At 65.6% G+C, this 19,471-nt stretch carries 13 protein-coding genes; 6 read left to right on the top strand and 7 right to left on the bottom strand.

The genetic code is table 11. The features are described from left to right. The 4 genes from GPA27_RS20525 to GPA27_RS20510 all read right to left on the bottom strand — a co-directional run. Positions 1-197, bottom strand: a 197-nt coding sequence (locus GPA27_RS20525) for a SoxR reducing system RseC family protein (protein WP_211165140.1), incomplete at its 3' end; no start/stop codon positions are given. A 146-nt stretch (positions 198-343) separates the two neighbouring features. Then, the gene (ttdB, locus tag GPA27_RS20520) at positions 344-952 is read right to left on the bottom strand and encodes a L(+)-tartrate dehydratase subunit beta (protein WP_169142345.1); all 609 of its coding nucleotides are present in this window, start codon (positions 950-952) and stop codon (positions 344-346) included. After that, positions 949-1,848 (bottom strand): L(+)-tartrate dehydratase subunit alpha, encoded by a 900-nt coding sequence (gene ttdA / locus GPA27_RS20515; protein WP_169142344.1) that lies wholly within the window; start codon positions 1,846-1,848, stop codon positions 949-951. Before ttdA ends, ttdB begins: the two co-directional genes overlap by 4 nt. 85 nt (positions 1,849-1,933) lie before the next feature. Then, positions 1,934-3,268, bottom strand: coding sequence for a dicarboxylate/amino acid:cation symporter (locus GPA27_RS20510; protein ID WP_169142343.1), 1,335 nt, complete (start codon positions 3,266-3,268; stop codon positions 1,934-1,936). A gap of 189 nt (positions 3,269-3,457) precedes the next feature. Here GPA27_RS20510 and GPA27_RS20505 point away from each other — a divergent pair, with 189 nt between their 5' ends. From GPA27_RS20505 to GPA27_RS20495, 3 genes are all read left to right on the top strand, one after another. Next, entirely contained in the window at positions 3,458-4,381 is a 924-nt protein-coding gene (locus GPA27_RS20505; RefSeq protein ID WP_169142342.1) for a LysR family transcriptional regulator, read from the top strand. Positions 4,382-4,566: 185 nt separating this feature from the next. Next, positions 4,567-6,882 carry a xanthine dehydrogenase family protein molybdopterin-binding subunit gene (locus GPA27_RS20500; RefSeq protein ID WP_169142341.1) on the top strand — a complete coding sequence of 772 codons (2,316 nt, stop codon included), beginning with the start codon at positions 4,567-4,569 and terminating at the stop codon, positions 6,880-6,882. After that, positions 6,857-7,318 carry a (2Fe-2S)-binding protein gene (locus GPA27_RS20495; protein ID WP_169142340.1) on the top strand — a complete coding sequence of 154 codons (462 nt, stop codon included), beginning with the start codon at positions 6,857-6,859 and terminating at the stop codon, positions 7,316-7,318. The genes GPA27_RS20500 and GPA27_RS20495 overlap by 26 nt, the downstream gene beginning before the upstream one ends. Before the next feature lie 65 nt (positions 7,319-7,383). On the opposite strand, the gene GPA27_RS20490 is transcribed toward GPA27_RS20495, so the two are convergent. Further along, positions 7,384-8,895, bottom strand: a complete 1,512-nt coding sequence (locus GPA27_RS20490) for a sialidase family protein (RefSeq protein WP_169142339.1) — start codon at positions 8,893-8,895, stop codon at positions 7,384-7,386. Positions 8,896-9,354: 459 nt separating this feature from the next. Here GPA27_RS20490 and GPA27_RS20485 point away from each other — a divergent pair, with 459 nt between their 5' ends. Further along, positions 9,355-10,137, top strand: coding sequence for an SGNH/GDSL hydrolase family protein (locus GPA27_RS20485; RefSeq protein ID WP_169142338.1), 783 nt, complete (start codon positions 9,355-9,357; stop codon positions 10,135-10,137). A 185-nt stretch (positions 10,138-10,322) separates the two neighbouring features. On the opposite strand, the gene GPA27_RS20480 is transcribed toward GPA27_RS20485, so the two are convergent. Next, complete coding sequence (locus GPA27_RS20480) at positions 10,323-10,820, bottom strand: GNAT family N-acetyltransferase (protein ID WP_256223056.1); 498 nt, start codon at positions 10,818-10,820, stop codon at positions 10,323-10,325. A gap of 258 nt (positions 10,821-11,078) precedes the next feature. Between GPA27_RS20480 and GPA27_RS20475 the strand changes: the two genes are divergently transcribed. Then, entirely contained in the window at positions 11,079-12,650 is a 1,572-nt protein-coding gene (locus GPA27_RS20475) for an alkaline phosphatase D family protein (RefSeq protein WP_246261298.1), read from the top strand. A gap of 284 nt (positions 12,651-12,934) precedes the next feature. Then, a complete protein-coding gene (locus GPA27_RS20470) occupies positions 12,935-13,156 on the top strand; it encodes a hypothetical protein (protein WP_169142336.1) in 222 nt (73 codons plus the stop codon). A gap of 213 nt (positions 13,157-13,369) precedes the next feature. Here GPA27_RS20470 and GPA27_RS20465 read toward each other — a convergent pair whose 3' ends face one another. After that, positions 13,370-19,225, bottom strand: a complete 5,856-nt coding sequence (locus GPA27_RS20465) for a calcium-binding protein (RefSeq protein WP_169142335.1) — start codon at positions 19,223-19,225, stop codon at positions 13,370-13,372. Positions 19,226-19,471: the final 246 nt, after the last annotated feature.

Genomic DNA, 19,471 nt, shown 5'->3' with positions numbered 1-19,471 from the left:
GCCCTGCCGCCCCCCGCCGCGCGCGCAAGCGTCGCGGCCCCGCACAGCGAGGCCGCTGCACACGCGCCGCAGCCGCTGCGGTGCTCGGGCTGAAGCCAGGCGACCTGCCCTTCGATGGCGACCACACGCGCCTCGGCTTCGATAAGTCGAAGTCCCCGGTCGTCGTTTTCTGCGGGAGAGCGATAGCCTTGGCTCATTGGTTGATATCAAACAGTTTGTTTGTGAAACGATACAATTTCCTCCTGACCTTAGTCAATACTGTCACACGATAAAACTGCAGGTCGGCGAGCACGACGCAGGCGGGATCGCTCATCGCCCCGCCCGCGTCGTGGCAACGCACCGCTTACTTGATGAAACGCACCTGGCTGAAGATCCTTTCCATCACCGGCGCCTTCTTCTCGTTGAAGCGCGCCTTGTTCTGCTCGATCAGGTTCTTGCCCTTGGTGTCGATCGAGATGATCAACGGCCCGAACTCCCTGACGCGATTGACCCATAGCGTCTCCGGCATCCCCAGGTCCTGCCACTCGGCGCGCTCGATCTCCTCGACCTTGGTCGCCGCCAGCACCGCGCAGCCGCCCGGAAAGATCGCATGCACGGCCTTGCCTTCCTGGCAGCCCGCCGCTGTTTCCGGTCCCATGCCACCCTTGCCGACGATCAGCTTCACGCCCGTCTGCTTGATGAACTCGCGCTCGAACTTCTCCATGCGCATGCTGGTGGTCGGGCCGATCGACACCATCTCGAACTTGCCGTCGTCCTTCTTGCGCACGATCGGGCCGGCATGGAAGATCGCGCCGCCCTTGAGATCCACCGGCAGCTCGCGCTTCTGCTCGATCAGGCGGCGGTGCGCAACGTCGCGGCAGGTGACGAGGTGGCCGGTGAGATACACGACATCGCCGACATTCAGGCTCTCGAGGTCTTCGTCGCGGATCGGGGTTTGCAGAATCTTTTTCACAGCACCACTCCTTCGTGGGACAGGACTTCATAGGACAGGTCGGCGTTGAAGCGGATCTTGCCGCGGCGGTGCGCCCAGCAACCGGTCGAGACGGCCACGCCGATCGTCGAGGGGTGGCGCGCCGATGACTCGATGTTCACGCCCATCACGCTGTTGTTGCCGGTGAGGCCCTGAGGGCCGATGCCGACTTCGTTGAGGCCCTCTTCGAGCAGCTCTTCCATCAGCGCGGCGTTCGCGTTGGGGTTCTTCGAATTCACCGGCCGCAGGATCGCGCGCTTCGAAAGCCGCGCCGCGGTCTCAACCGACGTCGACACACCCACGCCGACCAAGAGCGGCGGGCAGGCATTCACGCCGCGCGAGGTGATGACGTCGAACACGAACTCGGTGACGCCTTCGTAGCCCTGGCCCGGCATCAGCACCGTCGCCTTGCCCGGCAGCGTGCAGCCGCCGCCCGCCATGTAGACGTCGATCGTCGCGCAGTCCGAGTCCGGCACGATTTCCCAGTCCAGCCAGGGAATCTTCGAGCCGGTGTTGGTGCCGGTGTTCTTCTCGTCGAAGGTCTCGACCGCGTTGTGGCGCAGCGGGCCGATCTTCGTCGCGCCCAGCGTCGCGTTCTGCAGGATCTCTTCCAGTTCGCCCAAGAGCGGGAACTTCGCGCCCGCCGAGATGAAGTACTGGATCACGCCGGTGTCCTGGCAGCTCGGGCGGTCGAGCTTGTCGGCGGCTTCCTGGTTCTCGGCCATCGAGTCGTAGATCGACTTGGCGAGCGGGTTGGTCTCGAGGGTGCGAAGATCGGCCAGTTTCTGCTTCACGTCGGTCGGCAGGCGCTTGCCGATGTAGGACGTGAACTTGGCCATCGTGTCGGTCAGGGACTGAACTGCGACTTCCTTATCCATGATGTTGCTCCGTTGGTAATCGGTTGGGGGACTGCTTTCCGCGGGCGCCACGATGATGCTCACCCGCGGATGGTTCGCCGCTCTGTCAGGCGGCTTTCGCCTGCACTGCGGTGCGGTCGGCAAATTCGGGGAGAGTGGCTTCCGGCGTTTCGCGGCGTTCCTCAACCTTGCCGTCCAGGACTTCCTTGACGCGGGCATCATCGAGGTCGCCGACCCATTTCGCGATCGCCATCGTCCCGACGGCGTTGCCGATCGTGTTGGTGATCGCACGGGCTTCGGACATGAAGCGATCGACACCGAGGAGTAGCACCATGCCGGCGACGGGGATCTTGCCCATCGACGCGAGGGTCGCGGCCAGGGTGATGAAACCGGAGCCGGTCACACCCGCCGAGCCCTTCGAGGTCAGCATCAGCACGCCGAGGATCACGAGCTGATCGACCATCGTCAGCGGTGTGTCGGTCGCCTGGGCGATGAAGATCGCGGCCATCGTGTAGTAGATGCACTGGCCATCGGGGTTGAAGGTCAGGCCCGACGGGACGACGAGGCCCACGACCGGCTTCGGCACGCCGACGTTCTCGAGCTTCTTCATCAGCTGCGGCACCACCGATTCGGACGAGCTGGTGCCGAGCACTGTGAAGAGTTCCTCGCGGATGTACTTGAGGAACTTCCACAGGCTGAAGCCGCACATCCGCGAGATCCCGCCGAGCACGACCGCGACGAACAGGAAGCAGGTCAGGTACATGCTCGCCATCAGCTTGCCGAGCGAGGCGATCGAGCCGAGGCCGTACTTGCCGACCGTGAAGGCCATCGCGCCGAATGCGGCGAGCGGGGCGACGCGCATCACCATGCCGACGATGTCGAACATGCCGTGCGAGAAGGACTCGAGGAAATCAACGACCGGCTTGCCGCGCTGGCCGAGGCGCGACAGCGCGACGCCGAACAGCGACGAGAACACCAGGATCTGCAGGATCTCGTTCTTGACGAAAGCTTCGGCGAGGCTAGCCGGGATCATGTTCAGCATGAACTCGACGAAGGTCATCGATTTTGCGGCGGACGCCGTGTAGTTCGCGATGCTCTTCGCGTCGAGGGTCGCCGGGTCGATGTTCATCCCCGAGCCCGGCTGAACCACGTTGACCACGATCAGCCCGAGCGCCAGCGCGAAGGTCGACAGGATCTCGAAGTAGATCAGCGCGCGCACGCCGACCCGGCCCAGCTCCTTCATGCTTTCCATCTTCGCGATGCCGAGCACGACGGTCGCGAAGATGATCGGCGCGAACACCATCTTGATCAGCTTGATGAAGGCATCGCCGATCGGCTTCAGGTCGGCACCGAGCTGCGGGTAGAAAATGCCCAGCAACACGCCGGCCGTGACGCCGACGAGCACCTGCACGTACAACTTACTAATTAATCGTTTGAACATATCTCCTCCGATAGGACTTGCTTGGGCGAACGAGCTGACCGTCTTCCGCGGCTGGGCTATCGCTCCCTGCTGGGCTTGAACGCGAGGAGGAGAGTAAGGGCGTTGATTCTTGCTAGAATCGAGCAGAAGTTAATACATTGCTTCCTGCAGGTTAATAATCAACCGGCACTGAACCCGAGGGAGCGCGCCATGAATCCAAACTCCGAGCTCGCCTTCTTCTGCCTGCTGGTCAAGATGGGAAGCCTCGCCGCGACCGCGCGCGAGATGAACCTGACGCCGCCGGCGGTCACGAAGCGGCTGGCCCAGCTCGAAGAACGACTCGGGGTGCGCCTGCTGAACCGCACGACGCGCCGCCTGAGCCTCACCAACGAAGGCGAGGTGTACTTCACCAACGCCCAGCGCATCCTCGGCGACATCGCCGAAATGGAGAACCGGGTGTCCGGCAGCCGGGCGGTGCCCAAGGGGCTGCTGCGCGTGAACGCCCCCCTCGGCTTTGGCCGCTCCTATATCGGCCCGGCGATCTCACGCTTCAGCAAACGTTACCCCGACGTCGAAGTGCAGCTGCAGCTCACCGACCGCCCGGTGGGCCTGCCCGACGAGGCGATCGACGTCGCCATCCGCTTCGGCGAGATTCCCGACTCACGCCTCATCGCAAAAAAGATCGCCTCGAACCGCCGCCTGCTGTGCGCATCGCCCCTCTATCTGCGCGCGCACGGCAGGCCCGAAGTGCCGGCTGATCTCGCCCGCCACCAGTGCATCGTGCTGCGGCAGAATGAATCGGCCTACGGCGTATGGCGCCTCGCGCGCGGCAAGCAGGGCGAGGCGATCAAGGTGCATGGCAAGCTCAGCACCAACGATGGCGAGGTCGCGCTGAACTGGGCGCTCGACGGGCTGGGCATCCTGATGCGCGCCGAGTGGGACGTCGCCAAGTACCTGCGCAGCGGCCGGCTGGAACAGGTGCTCGCCGACTACGAAACGCCCCCGGCCGACATCTACGCCGTGTATCTGGAGCGGCTCAACCTGTCGGCCAAGGTGTCCTTCTTCATCGAACACCTGCGGGAATACCTGAGCACGCACGCGGACAGCCCGGCGAGCCGGAAGTCGGCGTGGTGAGCGGCGGCTGAGGGCGCTTGTCAGGGTCCGTCCCCGCTTTCTTCGGGGTCTGTCCGCATTCCCTCCCCCGGACCGGCGGGCAAACCGCCTTGACCCGCTGCCGGGCGCCATCTATCAATAGTGAGTTCCCGTGGCGAAGGAACGTAGCGAGCGCAATTCGTCCCATCCAAGACGGAGATGGCCGCATGGTAAGCAGACGCCGCTTCATTCTCGGAACAGCCGGGGCATTGGGCGCCCTGGTCGTGGGCTGGTCCGTGCTGCCGCCACGGCAGCGGATGGTCTCCTCGCAGCCGCTGGCGAGCTCCCGCGGCGAGACGGCCATGAACGGCTGGGTCAAGGTCGCGCCGGACGGGACCGTGACCATCATGATGACCAGAAGCGAGATGGGCCAGGGCGTCATGACCTCGCTGGCGATGCTGCTGGCCGACGAAATGGATGCGGACTGGTCGAGCGTACGCATCGAGATGGCGCCCATCGACGCGATCTACAACAACATCACCGCCGTCGTCGAAAGCCTGCCTTTCCGGCCCGACGATCAGGGCACCGTGAAGCGCGCTGCGGACTGGATGACCGCAAAGATCGCACGCGAGTTCGGGATCATGGCGACGGGCGGATCCTCGAGCATGAAGGATCTCTGGCTGCCGATGCGTGAAGCGGGCGCAGCTGCACGCCACATGCTGATTGCGGCGGCAGCCGAGCAGTGGCGGGTGCCAGTTGGCGAGTTCCGCGCATCGTCCGGCCGGGTCATCCATGCTTCGGGACGATCCACCGGGTTCGGCGAGCTGGCCGGAGCGGCTGCACGCCAAGCGTTGCCGGAGCATCCTCCGCTCAAGTCCCTCGAGGACTTCACGCTGATCGGCAAGCCGCTGGCGCGCATCGAAGGCCCGAGCAAGCTCGACGGCAGCGCGGCCTTCGGGATCGACGCCTTGCCCGAGGGGCTGCTGTACGCCAGCGTGCGCATGTGTCCCGTGCTCGGCGGCACGGTTGCAAGCGTCGACGCTGCACGCGCGACCGACCTTCCGGGCGTGCGCAAGGTCGTCCCGGTCGATGGCTACCACGGCGGCACCGCCGGCGTCGCCGTGATCGCAGACAGCCCGTGGCGTGCGATCACGGCTCTCGAAGCGGTATCGATCACCTGGAACGAAGGCGCAATGGCCGGCGTGAACAGCGTCGATCTCTTGCAGAAGTTGTCGCAGGCGCTCGATGAGGCCGACGGCCGAACGTACCACCGGACTGGCGACGTCGAGCGTGCGCTGGCCGGTGCTGCGAAGCACATCGAGGCCGAATATCGCGCGCCATACCTCGCCCACATGACGATGGAGCCGATGAACTGCACTGTCCGGGTCGACAACGACTCGGCAACCGTATGGGTATCGACGCAGGTGCCGACGATGGCCCGGCATGCGGTCGCCCGGGTCCTCGGGATTCCGGCCGGCAAGGTCGACATCAAGGTCATGCTGCTCGGCTGCGGCTTCGGGCGCCGCCTCGAAGTGGATTTCATCGCCCAGGCGGCGGCAATCGCCCGCGAAGCGATCGGTCTTCCGGTGCAGACACTGTGGTCACGCGCGGAGGACACGACCCACGACTTCTACCGCCCGGCGTGCGTATCGCGCCTGAAGGCCGGCTTCGACGCCAACGGCCGGCTGACAGCATGGCGCAACGTCTCGGCCAGCCAGTCGATCATTCCCCAAGTGCTCGAACGCACGTATGGCCTGCCCTGGCCGTTCCGCGACAAGACGACCTCGGAAGGCGCCTTCGATCTGCCCTATGAATTACCGAACGTGCGCGTCGCTCACGAGCAGGTCGAGTTACCGGTGCCGATCGGCTTCTGGCGTTCCGTGGGGCACTCGCACCACGCCTTTTTCACGGAATCCTTTCTCGACGAGGCCGCTGCGGCGACCGGTCAGGATCCGGTGGATTTCCGTCTCGCACTGCTGAAGCGCCATCCCCGGCATCGCGCAGTGCTCGAACGCGCGGCCGCGCTGGGAAATTGGCGGACACCGCCGGCTCGCGCACCAAGCGGCCCGCAAAGGGCCCATGGTGTCGCACTGCACGAGAGCTTCGGCAGCATCGTCGCCCAGGTGATCGAAGCATCGCTCGACACGAACCAGCAGATCCGGGTCCACCGCGTGGCGTGCGTCATCGACTGCGGCTTTCCGGTCAATCCCAACCTGATCCGTCAGCAGGTCGAAGGCGGGATCATTTTCGGCCTCAGCGCCGCGCTTTTCGGCGAAATCGCGATCGAAAACGGCCGCGTAAGGCAAAGCACGTTTGGCGACCAGCACATCGTGCGCATCGTCGATTGCCCGGAGATCGAAACGGAGATCATGCCCAGTACCGAAGCGCCGGCAGGCGTCGGCGAAGCCGCGACACCGCCCGTCGCCCCCGCATTGGCCAATGCCCTGTTTGCATTGACCGGGCAGCGCCTGCGATCGCTGCCGCTCCGGTTCAAACCCGCCCCCGAGTGGAATTGCCATGCCCAGACTGCTCATCAACGGTAAGACAACCGACGTCGAAGCCGAAGCGGATACACCGCTATTGTGGGTGCTGCGTGCCGAGTTGAAGCTGACCGGCACCAAGTACGGGTGTGGCGTCGGGATTTGCGGCGCCTGCACGATACACCTCGATGGCATGCCGGTTCGCGCCTGCACGACGACAATCGCCGACGCACTCGCGGAAGGACATTCGATCACGACCATCGAGGGTCTGGCCGGACGTGAAGCCGACGCGCTGCGCCTGGCCTTCATGGCGGTCGATGTCGTGCAGTGCGGATATTGCCAGAGCGGTCAGCTGATGAGTGCCTGCGCACTGCTGAAGAAATCCCCCCATCCGACGGATGCGGAGATCGATGCGGCGATGGAATGCACCCTGTGCCGCTGCGGCACGTATCCGCGGATTCGCGCCGCCATTCATCAGGCTGCCGCGAAACTGGCATAGCGCATTCCAAGCCGCACCGACGGCGCGAGCTGCCGGTACAAGCCCTTTCCGGCAGCGTTCGCCGCTTACGGCGTCTCGCGCACGAACACGATGTCCTGGCGGTTGTGGGTGTCGAGGAACAAGCCGTTCTCGTTTTGCGGGAATACCACCGGCAGACCGAGGTTGTTGCTCCTCGTGAATGCCGCGACGAAATCACCGCCGGCGCTGGCGAGCCCGACGTAGTCGCCGGGGAAGAAGCCGCGCGGGCCGGTGATCGCCATCTGACGCATGTCGAATGAGCTGGCCGTCAGCCGGCGCTCGTCGATGAAGACCAGTTCATGCGAGAACAGCGACAGGAACACGTCGGTGCTCAACGGCGCATCGCCGGACACGTCGTTGCGGAAATCGTAGAAGAGCACGCCCACGGTGCTGTCCGCACTGACCGCGACGATCGGCAGGAACGCCTGGGCATCATCCGTCGTGCCCTGATTGACGCGCACCGGCGCCGACCACGTCAGGCCGCCATCGTTGGAGCGCGCGACGAAGGCGCCCACGAGCCCCGCGCTATTGGCGTTGCGGTCCTGCCACGCGATATAGATTTCGCCGGTACCGGGATTGACCGCGATGCTCGGCAATCCGCCCGCGTCGCGCACCGGAATACCAAGCTCGGGATCGACCGCCGACGCGCTCTCGAACGGCGCGACCCGCGTGTCCAGGCGCGTCCAGTGCCGCCCCTTGTCGGTCGAGCGCAGGATCGCCTGCTCGTTGGTTACGCGCCCAGTGGCGTCATCGAACAGTATGCGGAAGAACGCGTTAACCAGCGTTCCGTCAGGAAGCACGACGATCTGCGCGCCTTGGCGGAATACGGTCTTCTCGGAACTCCCGACTCCCCCGCCCATCGTCGCGATCGGCGCCGGCTTGGACCACGTCAGTCCGCCGTCCGTTGAGCGCGCGAACACGAGCGACGTGATCCCGGTGCGGAACAAGGTCCAGGTCGCATAGACGAGCCGCTCGTCGAACGGGTCGGCGGTGAGGGTGTTCTTGTCGTGAAACAGCGAACGCAAGACGGGATCCTGTGCGGGCATGCGTGCGATCGCCACTGGTGCCGACCAGGTGTTACCGCCGTCGGTCGAACGCGCGGTGACCATCGCGTTCGCGTTGACCGACCTGTCGGTGACCAGCGCCATGTAATGCGCCGTGCCGGTCGGGCCGAAGCTGATCCACGGATCCGAGCCGCGCTCGTAATCGCCCGCAGAGCGCGGCGCCGCCCCGGAACAGCGCGTGAACGGGATCACCACCTGCGTCCATGACACGCCGCCGTCGGTCGTGTACGCCGCCCCCAGGCTCTGCGCGCCGCCGGAGCTCCAGCGGTCCTGGTGCCACCCGGCGATCATGTTCGCCGGGTCGAGCGGGTTGACCGCGAGGTGCGGCTCGCTCTCGCTATTGCGATAGAGGACACCCAGTTGCGGCGCGCCGTTGCATTGCGTCACCGCGAGCGGATCGGTCGCATCGCCGCCGTCCGGGTTCGAGCTCACGTCGCTGATCGGCGTCTGTGCGTATATCGCGCCGGACCACAAGCCGGTTGCCAGTACCGTCAAGCCGAGGGCCGCCGCTCGCAGGACTGCCGATCTTGTTGAGCGTGATTGCGTGTGAAACATGATCGCACTCCTTCCTGAACGGCGTCATTCTGGATAGATGCCATTCCACACCGAGTCAACCCGAGTACATCCATCCTGCCCAACGTCGGTTCGCCCGAACTGGTACTGCTTCGGGCGGCGTCTGGCGCTGGTCCCTTTCTACGTTGGGCTTGTCGCCCTTTTCCTTTTGACGACCTTGACATACGACAGGCGATCACCTTGATTGCATAGCATGCAGCACAGCGTCGTGCGGCCCGTTGTTCTCTCATTTCGAGCAGGTTCCAATGGGCGTAAGAAGGCCGGTCGTCAACGAACGCATTCGCCCGGTAGACCGTCGTGAAGCTCCATGCGCGCGATCATGCGCAGGCATGACGCACCGTCTGTTGCTGCAGTGCCAGACCAAGAAGAGGATGAGCCATCATGAGCATCTACTGGGACGAAGGGGCAATGCGAAACGCAGGCGTCATACCGACGATTCTGGCGATCGGCGACTCATGGTTCTGGTATCCCTTCCCGGGAGGAAGCCTCACCAGCTATCTCGCCCCGCTGGTCGACACGAAGGAACACGTGATCCTTGCGAAGGGTATGAACGGCGCGGAGGCGTTCGACTACGTCGAAGGCAAGTACAAGCGAAGCGTCAATGACGCCCTGCGTCTCTATGGATCGAGCCTTTCTGCGGCGTTCATCAGCGGCGGCGGAAACGATTTCGCGGGACTCAACGACATGCGCCCGCTTCTGAATCTCGACTGTACCGACGCGCAGTCCGCCGAGGAATGTTTCCGCTCGGGCGATAGCGGCCTCTCAGGATTCCTCCTGCGGATGGATCAGCACTACCGCACGCTGATCGGCCGCATCTACACCCACACCTCGCTTGACTGCAAGATCGTCATGCACAGCTACGACTACACGAATCCCGACGGACGGGGCGTGTTCGGTTCCGACGGTTGGCTCAAGCCCGCACTCGTCGCCGCCAACGTTCCGGAAGCACTCCGGCAAGACTGCGTCAGATACCTCATTGACGCATTCCACGACATGCTCGCCGCGATCACGCCAGGGGACCCCAACCACCTGCTCCTCGTGGACAGCCGCGGTACGCTTGGACCGAAGGACTGGGCGAACGAGTTGCATCCGAAGGGGACCGGGTTCAGGAAGATCGTGAATAGGTGCTGGAAGCCGGTGCTTGAGGACGCCGGATTGGCGTAGGCGCGAGTTCCCAGGTCGGCCAAAGCCTCACCCGCCGAGCGACGCAGCGAAGATCCCAACCGGGGCCGCGGCGATCTGGCCGACAGTTTCTGCATCTCGCGATACAGGTCCGCCTTGCCCTCGAAGCCGATGCCCGGCAGGTCGGGCAGCGTGACGTAGCCGTGGAAGCCCGATGGAGTGTTGGGTCAGCTCGTGGCCTGAAATGCCGGATGGAACCGGACATTGCCAAGAGCGGAAGCAGTGCCCAAAGACAGCGCAAGAAAGTACTCGGGCGGAACGCCCTCAAGCACGAGCGCCGGATTGCTCGCAAACCCGAAACGAGTGTAGAACGCCGAATCACCGACGAGCACACACCCGTTCGCGCCGATCCTGCGGAGCTCGGCAAGCCCCCTTTCCATCAGCGCCCGCCCGATACCACGGCCTTGCCGCTCCGGCTCGACCGAAATCGGCCCAAGTCCATACCAGCCGGCAGCACCATCACTGACACTTACTGGCGACAGCGCAATGTGCCCCACGACGCGGCCGGCCTCTTCGGCGACCAGAGATACCGACAGTGCGTGATCCGCCCGCAGGGCGCGGATGATGAACTGCTCGGTTTGATGGCTGTAAGGATGAGAGAGAAAAGCCCGTCGAGTGACTTGCTCGATTGCCTCCTCGTCCAATGCTGTCTCGGGCCGGATCATTGTAGTCATGGCGTTAAAGGCGAACCTGTGAATGCACCGCGCTGCGCGAGCTTACGCGCAGTACCGGTGAAAAGCTTGCCTGACGCGTGACAGCGAACTGCAGATCACCTTGCCGCAATCGGCCATTCTCGTCCCAACTCAGCCACTCGAAAATACGCGACTTCGGTGGCGCTTTGTGATCGGCCGCGACGGCAATCCCGTAGGGTGCAGGAACCGAAGGGCATTGCGCCGCCATGGCGTTCCGCGCAACATGATGGCATGCCCGACTATCGACGCGCCTGGCATCCCGGCGGCACCTGGTTGTTTTTCACGGTCAATGCCCTGCAGCGCGGGGACAATGACCTGCTGATCCGCCATATCGGCCTGTTGCGCAATGTCGTTCGGGACGTTCGCCGTTCCACGCCTGGGTGGCGCGTACTGCGCCTCCTGGCGCTACCCTGGCTGCTGCTGGCGCTGAACGCGGCCGGCGCCAGCGCGGCCACCCTGGCCGGCGGCCCGATGGCCGGCCCGGCGACGGCCGCGCGCGTCGGCGTGTGGCTGATGACCGACGCCCCCGCGCAGGTGCAGCTCGAGTACTGGCCGCACGGGCAGCCCGACGCGGCGCGGCGCAGCGCGCCGGTCGCCGTCAGCCCGGAGCGCGGCCACACCGCGCGCGTCGACCTCGACGGTCTGCAGGCCGCCACCCGCTACGCCTACCGCGTGCTGCTCGACGGAACCCCGGTCGAGCACGGCGAGGTGCCCGCGTTCACCACCGCGCCCGCGGATCCGACCGCGCCTCGCGAGCTGGTCATCGCCACCGGCTCGTGCAACTACGTCCCCGACCCCCCTTACGCGGTCACGCAGGGCTCCTTCGGCGCCGGCTTCGAGATCTTCGATACCATCGCCGCACGGCGACCCGACGTCATGCTGTGGCTCGGCGACAGCATCTACTACCGCGACGACGACCTCGCGCCCGCGGACGAGGCCGCCGCGCGGATGCACCGGCGCTGGGCGATCACGCGCGCCTTCGCGCCGCTGCAGCGGCTGCTGCGCACCGGCCAGCACGTCGCCATCTGGGACGACCACGACTACGGCCCGGACAACTCGAACCGCGACTTCGCGCTCAAGGCGACGGCGCTAGAGCTGTTCCAGGACTACTGGGCGAACCCCAGCTACGGACTGCCCAACGGCGGCGGGACCTTCGCCCGGGTGCCGCTCGGCGACGTCGAGCTGTTCCTGCTCGATGACCGTTACCACCGCGACGACGATGCCGCCGCGGACCCGACGCGGACGATGTTGGGCGCGGTGCAGCTCGAGTGGCTCAAGGGCGCGCTGCGCGACTCGCGCGCCACCTTCAAGCTGGTCGCCAACGGCAGCCGCATGCTCAGCGACCGCCCCTCGCCCGAGCAGCGCGGCGGCGAGGGCTGGCACAACTTCCCGCGCGAGCGCCACGCGTTCCTCGACTGGCTCGCTGCGGAGCGCATCGACGGCGTGTTCTTCCTCTCCGGCGACATCCACTACACCCACCTGACCGAGCGCGAGCGCCCCGGCACCTACCCGCTAACCGAGCTGACCTGCTCGCCGCTGACCTCGCGCGTGCATCCCCGCCCGTTCCCGGTGCGCGAGGTGCCCGGGACGCTGGTCACGCAGCGCAACTTCTGCACGCTGGAGTTCTCCGGGCCGGCCGGCGCGCGGTTGCTGCGCATCGCCGCGTGGAACGCCGCGGGCACGCGCCTGTGGCAGGAGGAGTTTCCGGCCGCGCGGCTGCGCACGCCGGGAGCGCGCCCACCCGCCCGGGATATCGACGCCACGCGCCCGACGCGCGCGAGCACACGAGGGGACACCCGTTAGCCCCTCCCCTGCCTTATGCGGCGTCGGCTGCCCAACCGTGACGTGACAGACCCAACACTTGACCTGAACCTGTCGGGGATTGCCCACCGCTTGGCGTCCGCCAATGGTACCCACATCGCCTTCGCCGCAAGCGATGCGCCTTCACATTATTTTTATTTTCAGGCCCTTACGCTTCTTTCAAGATGCTTATGGCGCCCCTGGCGCGCTTTCTGCAATAAGAGTGGCGAGCGCAACATCCAGCTCACTACCAGCAGAAACGCGATACACGCCTCAGGAGAGCCATCATGACCCATCTCATCATCCACAACCTGCCCGCCATCGAGACGCTCGACGTCAAGGCCATGAGCGCCGTGCGCGGCGGCATATGGGACTATTCCAACCGACTCGGCATGCTCGGCCAGATGTTGGAGGACCGACAGGATCGCAACTACGGCGATCCTTTCGGTCCCAAGACGCTGGACGAGGCGGCCCATCAGGCGCTTGAGGGCTGGGTCTCGGTACCTTGAGACAATCATCGCGTCCCGTGAGCGCCGACCATTTTGTAATCACCGTGTCGACGCCGGGAGTTTGAACCGCAGCCACTCGGGCGGAACAACCATCCGGGTGGCTTGCAAGTAGCGCCATCGCCACCGCGTTGCAGGAGCTCTGACCGCATGGAATCGGCCGGACGCGGTAACGTCCGGCCGACCGGATTCAGCCCGTGAGCCGTTTCCCGCTCATCACGTAACGATGAAGTCCCCGGCGCCAAGGGTCGGGGCGCCGGTCAGCGTCACCACCTGAACGGCCGCGCCCGCTCCATTGCCGTCCGCATCGTAGTACAGGCCGCCCGTGCTCGTGTTGTAAAGCACGTAGTCGTTGGCATCGGCGGCCTCGCCCGTGGCGCTGGCGACGAAGTTCGCAGCTGCGAGGCTGCCGGTCGCCGCGAGCTTCTTGAACACCAGGTTTTCCAGCTGGATCGTGTCGCTCGTGCCGTCGAAGTCCGTGATCGTGTCGATGTTGGTCGAGCCCAGGGTGCTTTCGAAGCGGAAGACGTCCGCGCCCGCCCCCCCTGTCAGCTCGTCCATGCCCAGACCGCCGATCAGCACGTCGTTCCCGGCACCGCCCAGGAGGACGTCGTTTCCTGCAAGCCCCTTCAGCGTATCCGCACCGTCGCTGCCCGACAGGCGGTTCGCCAGCGAGTTGCCCGTTCCGCTCAGCCCGGACTGTCCCGTCAGCACGAGATTTTCGACGTTTGTGCCCAGGGTGTAGGCGATGCTCGACACCACCGTGTCCGAGCCGCCCGAAACGCTGCCCTCGGAGACGACATCCTTGATGTTGTCCACGACGTAGGTGTCGTCGCCGTATCCGCCGGTCAACCTGTCGCCACCTGCGCCCCCGTCGAGCGTGTCGCTGTAGGCGGTACCGGTCAGGGTGTTCGCACCCGCATTGCCGATCAGCGTCAGGCCGTTCAGCACCGCCGAGGCATCGACATTCAGTGCCGTCGTACCCGAGGTGTTTGCTGTGGCTCCGCTGCCGGTGCCCGCGACGATCTTCTCGACGCCGGTGTCGGACGCGTAGAGCTTCAATGTGCTCGCGGATGCCGACGCGAAGCGGACTTCGTCCGTACCCGTCATGCCGGTGTCGGAGATCTCCGCCGCAAGGTGATCCGACGCGAGGTTGATCACATACAGGTCGGAGCCCTCCCCGCCCAGCAGGTTGTCCGTTCCCGCTCCGCCATCCAGCATGTCGTTGCCGTCGAGCCCGTACAGCGTGTCGCTCCCGCCAAGGCCGGTGAGGCTGTCGTGACCGCCATCGCCGTAGAGCGTATCGTTGCCGCCGGCACCGGTCAGGGTGAGATTCGGGATGGGCAGCACCGGGGCCGTGGCGAGACTATTGACGCTTTCCGTCGTACCGAAGCCGTCGACATAGCTGGCCGTGACGGAGATGCTCCTGCCGACGTCACTTGCGGCAAGCATGTAGCTGCTTTCCGTCGCGCCGGAGATTGCGGCACCATCGACGCTCCACTGGTAGCGGAGCAGCCCGATTCCGTCTTCATCGGCCAAGCTGCTGGTCGCCGTGAGGATCTGGCCCTGCATGACGACTCCATCGATCGTGACCTCTCCGGTGGGCAGGTCGTTGATGTTCTCGACCGGAACCGTCGGCGCGCTTGCGACGCTTTCCGCAGCGCCGAAGCCATCCACATAACTCACGGTGACCGCAACGCTCTTGCCCACGTCACCCTGCTTGAGGGTGTAGCTGCTCTCGTTGGCACCTGCGACCGCCGCGCCGTCCACACTCCACTGGTAGCCGAGTGCGCCCAGTCCGTCGGCGTCTGCGAGGTTGTGGATTGCGGTCAGGGTCTGCCCCTGCACCGGCTCGCCCATTACCAGCACCTCACCGCTCGGCAGATCGTTGAGGTTCGCGACAGGCGCCATCGCGAAGCCGACCACGCTCACCTGCGTTCCGAAGCCATCCATGTAGGAGGCGGTGACGGTGATGGTCTTGCCCACATCACCCTGCGACAGGGTGTAGGTATCTTCGATCGCACCGTCGATCGCGACACCGTCGGCATGCCACTGATAGTGGACCTCGCTCATACCGTCCGCATCCGTCAGGGTATTGGATGCAACGAGCGTTTCGCCCTGCACCGGCGCCCCGCTGATCGTGACCTCTCCGTTGGGCGGATCATTGACGTCCGTCACGGCCATCATCGAGATCATTTGTGCGTTCCACACCGTACCGTCACCGAACTGGATTTCCTGGATCGCACCGGGCGCAAAACGCAGCTCGTCGGTCGAGCCGACGATGCGCAGGACATACTGCTCGGGCTGCGCCCCGCCCATGTACGGATCATAGGAGCCGGGACGATACAGCAGCGTGACCTGATCGGGATCGACGTCCGGTGCGGTGACGATGCGGTTCTGTTCCATCCAGGAGGCATACGCATCGACAATGGTGTCAGCGCCACCGCCGGCGGCGAGCACGTAGGTGTCCGCGCCGGCGCCACCATCGAGTTTGTCGTTGCCGGCGCCGCCGTCGAGCACGTCGTTGCCGCCGCTGCCCTGCAGCTCGTCATCGCCTGCGCCGCCCAGCAGCACGTCCTGCCCTTCCGTACCCCACAGCCAGTCGTTGCCGGACGTGCCTTGCTGCAGCTGCGTCTGCCACACCGCCTGGTCGATGGCGAACTGGTCCCACACCGTGCCGTCGCCGAACTGGATCTCCTGGATCGTGCCCGGGGCGAAGCGCAGCTCGTCATGCGAGCCGAGCAGGCGCAGCACGTACTGGTCACCCGTCCACTGGCCGTACTGGTCGTAGCCGCCCGGTTCGCGCACCAGGATCACTTTGCTCGGGTCGACGGTCGGGGCGGTGACGATGCGGTTCTGCTCCATCCAGTAGGCGTAGGTGTCGACGATGGTGTCGGAGCCGCCGCCCGCGGCGAGCACGTAGGTGTCCGAACCGGCGCCGCCGTCGAGGTGGTCGTTGCCCGTTCCACCGTCGAGCACGTCATTGCCGCCGTTGCCCAGCAGCTGGTCGTCGCCCGCGCCGCCCAGCAGCACGTCCTGACCTTCCGTGCCCCACAGCCAGTCGCTGTCGGCGCTGCCTTGCTGCAGCTGCGTCTGCCACACCGCCTGATCGATGGCGAACTGGTTCCACACCGTGCCGTCACCGAACTGGATCTCCTGGATCGTGCCGGGGTTGAAGCGCAGCTCGTCGTGCGAACCGAGCAGGCGCAGCACGTACTGGTCGCCCGTCCACTGGCCGTATTGGTCGTAGCCGCCGGGTTCGCGCACGAGCATCACTTTGCTCGGGTCGACGGTCGGGGCGGTGACGATGCGGTTCTGTTCCATCCAGTAGGCGTAGGTGTCGACGACGGTGTCGGAGCCGCCGCCCGCGGCGAGCACGTAGGTGTCCGAACCGGCGCCGCCGTCCAACTTGTCGTTGCCCGTTCCACCGTCGAGCACGTCATTGCCGCCGTTGCCCAGCAGCTGGTCGTCGCCCGCGCCGCCCAGCAGCACGTCCTGCCCTTCCGTGCCCCCCAGCCAGTCGTTGCCGGAGCTGCCTTGCTGCAGCTGCGTTTGCCACACCGCCTGGTCGATGGCGAACTGGTCCCACACCGTGCCGTCGCCGAACTGGATCTCCTGGATCGTGCCCGGGTAGAAGCGCAGTTCGTCGTGCGACCCGAGCAGGCGCAGCACGTACTGGTCGCCCGTCCACTGGCCGTACTGGTCGTAGCCGCCGGGTTCGCGCACCAGCATCACTTTGCTCGGGTCGACGGTCGGGGCGGTGACGATGCGGTTCTGCTCCATCCAGTAGGCGTAGGTGTCGACGATGGTGTCGGAGTCGCCGCCCGCGGCGAGCACGTAGGTGTCCGAGCCGGCGCCGCCGTCGAGGTGGTCGTTGCCCGTTCCACCGTCGAGCACGTCATTGCCGCCGTTGCCCAGCAGCTGGTCGTCGCCCGCGCCGCCCAGCAGCACGTCCTGACCTTCCGTGCCCCACAGCCAGTCGTTGTCGGCGCTGCCTTGCTGCAGCTGCGTCTGCCACACCGCCTGATCGATGGCGAACTGGTTCCACACCGTGCCGTCACCGAACTGGATCTCCTGGATCGTGCCGGGGTTGAAGCGCAGCTCGTCGTGCGAACCGAGCAGGCGCAGCACGTACTGGTCGCCCGTCCACTGGCCGTATTGGTCGTAGCCGCCGGGTTCGCGCACGAGCATCACTTTGCTCGGGTCGACGGTCGGGGCGGTGACGATGCGGTTCTGTTCCATCCAGTAGGCGTAGGTGTCGACGACGGTGTCGGAGCCGCCGCCCGCGGCGAGCACGTAGGTGTCCGAACCGGCGCCGCCGTCGAGGTGGTCGTTGCCCGTTCCACCGTCGAGCACGTCATTGCCGCCGTTGCCCAGCAGCTGGTCGTCGCCCGCGCCGCCCAGCAGCACGTCCTGCCCTTCCGTGCCCCCCAGCCAGTCGTTGCCGGAGGTGCCCTGTTGCAGCTGTGTCTGCCACACTGCCTGGTCCATGGCGAACTGGTCCCACACCGTGCCGTCGCCGAACTGGATCTCCTGGATCGTGCCGGGGTTGAAGCGCAGCTCGTCGTGCGAACCCAGCAGGCGCAGCACGTACTGGTCGCCCGTCCACTGGCCGTATTGGTCGTAGCCGCCGGGTTCGCGCACCAGCATCACTTTGCTCGGGTCGACGGTTGGGGCGGTGACGATGCGGTTCTGCTCCATCCAGTAGGAGTCGACGACGGTGTCGGAGCCTCCGCCGGCGGCGAGCACGTAGGTGTCCGAGCCGGCGCCGCCGTCCAACTTGTCGTTGCCCGTTCCACCGTCGAGCACGTCGTTGCCGCCGTTGCCCTGCAGCTGGTCGTCGCCCGCGCCGCCCAACAGCACGTCCTGCCCTTCCGTGCCCCCCAGCCAGTCGTTGCCCGACGTGCCTTGCTGCAGCTGCGTCTGCCACACTGCCTGGTCGATTGCGAACTGGTCCCACACCGTGCCGTCGCCGAACTGGATCTCCTGGATCGTGCCGGGGTTGAAGCGCAGCTCGTCGTGCGAACCCAGCAGGCGCAGCACGTACTGGTCGCCCGTCCACTGGCCGTACTGGTCGTAGCCGCCGGGTTCGCGCACCAGCATCACCTGGCCCGGGTCGATGGTCGGGGCGGTGACGATGCGGTTCTGTTCCATCCAGTAGGCGTAGGTGTCGACGACGGTGTCGGAGCCGCCGCCGGCGGCGAGCACATAGGTGTCAGCGCCGGCGCCACCATCGAGTTTGTCGTTGCCGGTGCCGCCATCGAGCACGTCGTCGCCGCCATTGCCCACCAGTTGGTCATCGCCCGCGCCGCCCAGCAGCACGTCCTGGCCTTCCGTACCCCACAGCCAGTCGTTGCCCGACGTGCCTTGCTGCAGCTGCGTCTGCCACACCGCCTGGTCGATGGCGAACTGGTCCCACACCGTGCCGTCGCCGAACTGGATCTCCTGGATCGTGCCGGGGTTGAAGCGCAGCTCGTCGTGCGAACCCAGCAGGCGCAGCACGTACTGGTCGCCGGTCCACTGGCCGTACTGGTCGTAGCCGCCGGGTTCGCGCACCAGCATCACCTGGCCCGGGTCGATGGTCGGGGCGGTGACGATGCGGTTCTGTTCCATCCAGTAGGCGCCCCCGTCCATGACGGTGTCGGAGCCGCCGCCGGCGGCGAGCACATAGGTGTCCGCGCCAGCGCCACCATCGAGTTTGTCGTTGCCCGTTCCGCCGTCGAGCACGTCGTTGCCGCCGTTGCCCACCAGTTGGTCATCGCCCGCGCCGCCCAGCAGCACGTCCTGCCCTTCCGTGCCCCACAGCCAGTCGTTGCCCGACGTGCCTTGCTGCAGCTGCGTCTGCCACACCGCCTGGTCGATGGCGAACTGATCCCACACCGTGCCGTCGCCGAACTGGATCTCCTGGATCGTGCCCGGGGCGAAGCGCAGCTCGTCGTCGATACCCAGCAGCCGAATGGTGTACTGGTTGGAATAGGGATCGCGGTACAACACCAACTGGTTCGGATCGATCGACGGCGCGGTAACGATTCGGTTATTGAAGCTGTCGATAAAGATCAGGCTATCAAGCATATTGAATACTCGGAAATGGAGGGAACGCGATCTCTTGCCGGTCGGCACGCGGCCGCAGCGAACGACTCCGCCTGCGCAAAAGTGTCAGACAGGCGGCAATGTGAAAAATACAACAGCATGCCACGGCATGCTGTTGTATCCAAACTCATTTTCGATAGGCCGAGGACAAATGCACGAATTCGGGTAGGGCGGGAGGAACGCAGTGCGCCCCGCCAATCCGGCCACCGGAATCGACCGGACCGTCGC

Origin of the sequence: Aromatoleum toluolicum (assembly GCF_012911005.2) — a bacterium.
In the GTDB taxonomy this organism is placed as follows: Bacteria; Pseudomonadota; Gammaproteobacteria; order Burkholderiales; family Rhodocyclaceae; genus Aromatoleum; species Aromatoleum toluolicum.
Note: the sequence above shows the minus strand (reverse complement) of the source record. Positions and strands in the feature narration are given on the sequence as shown.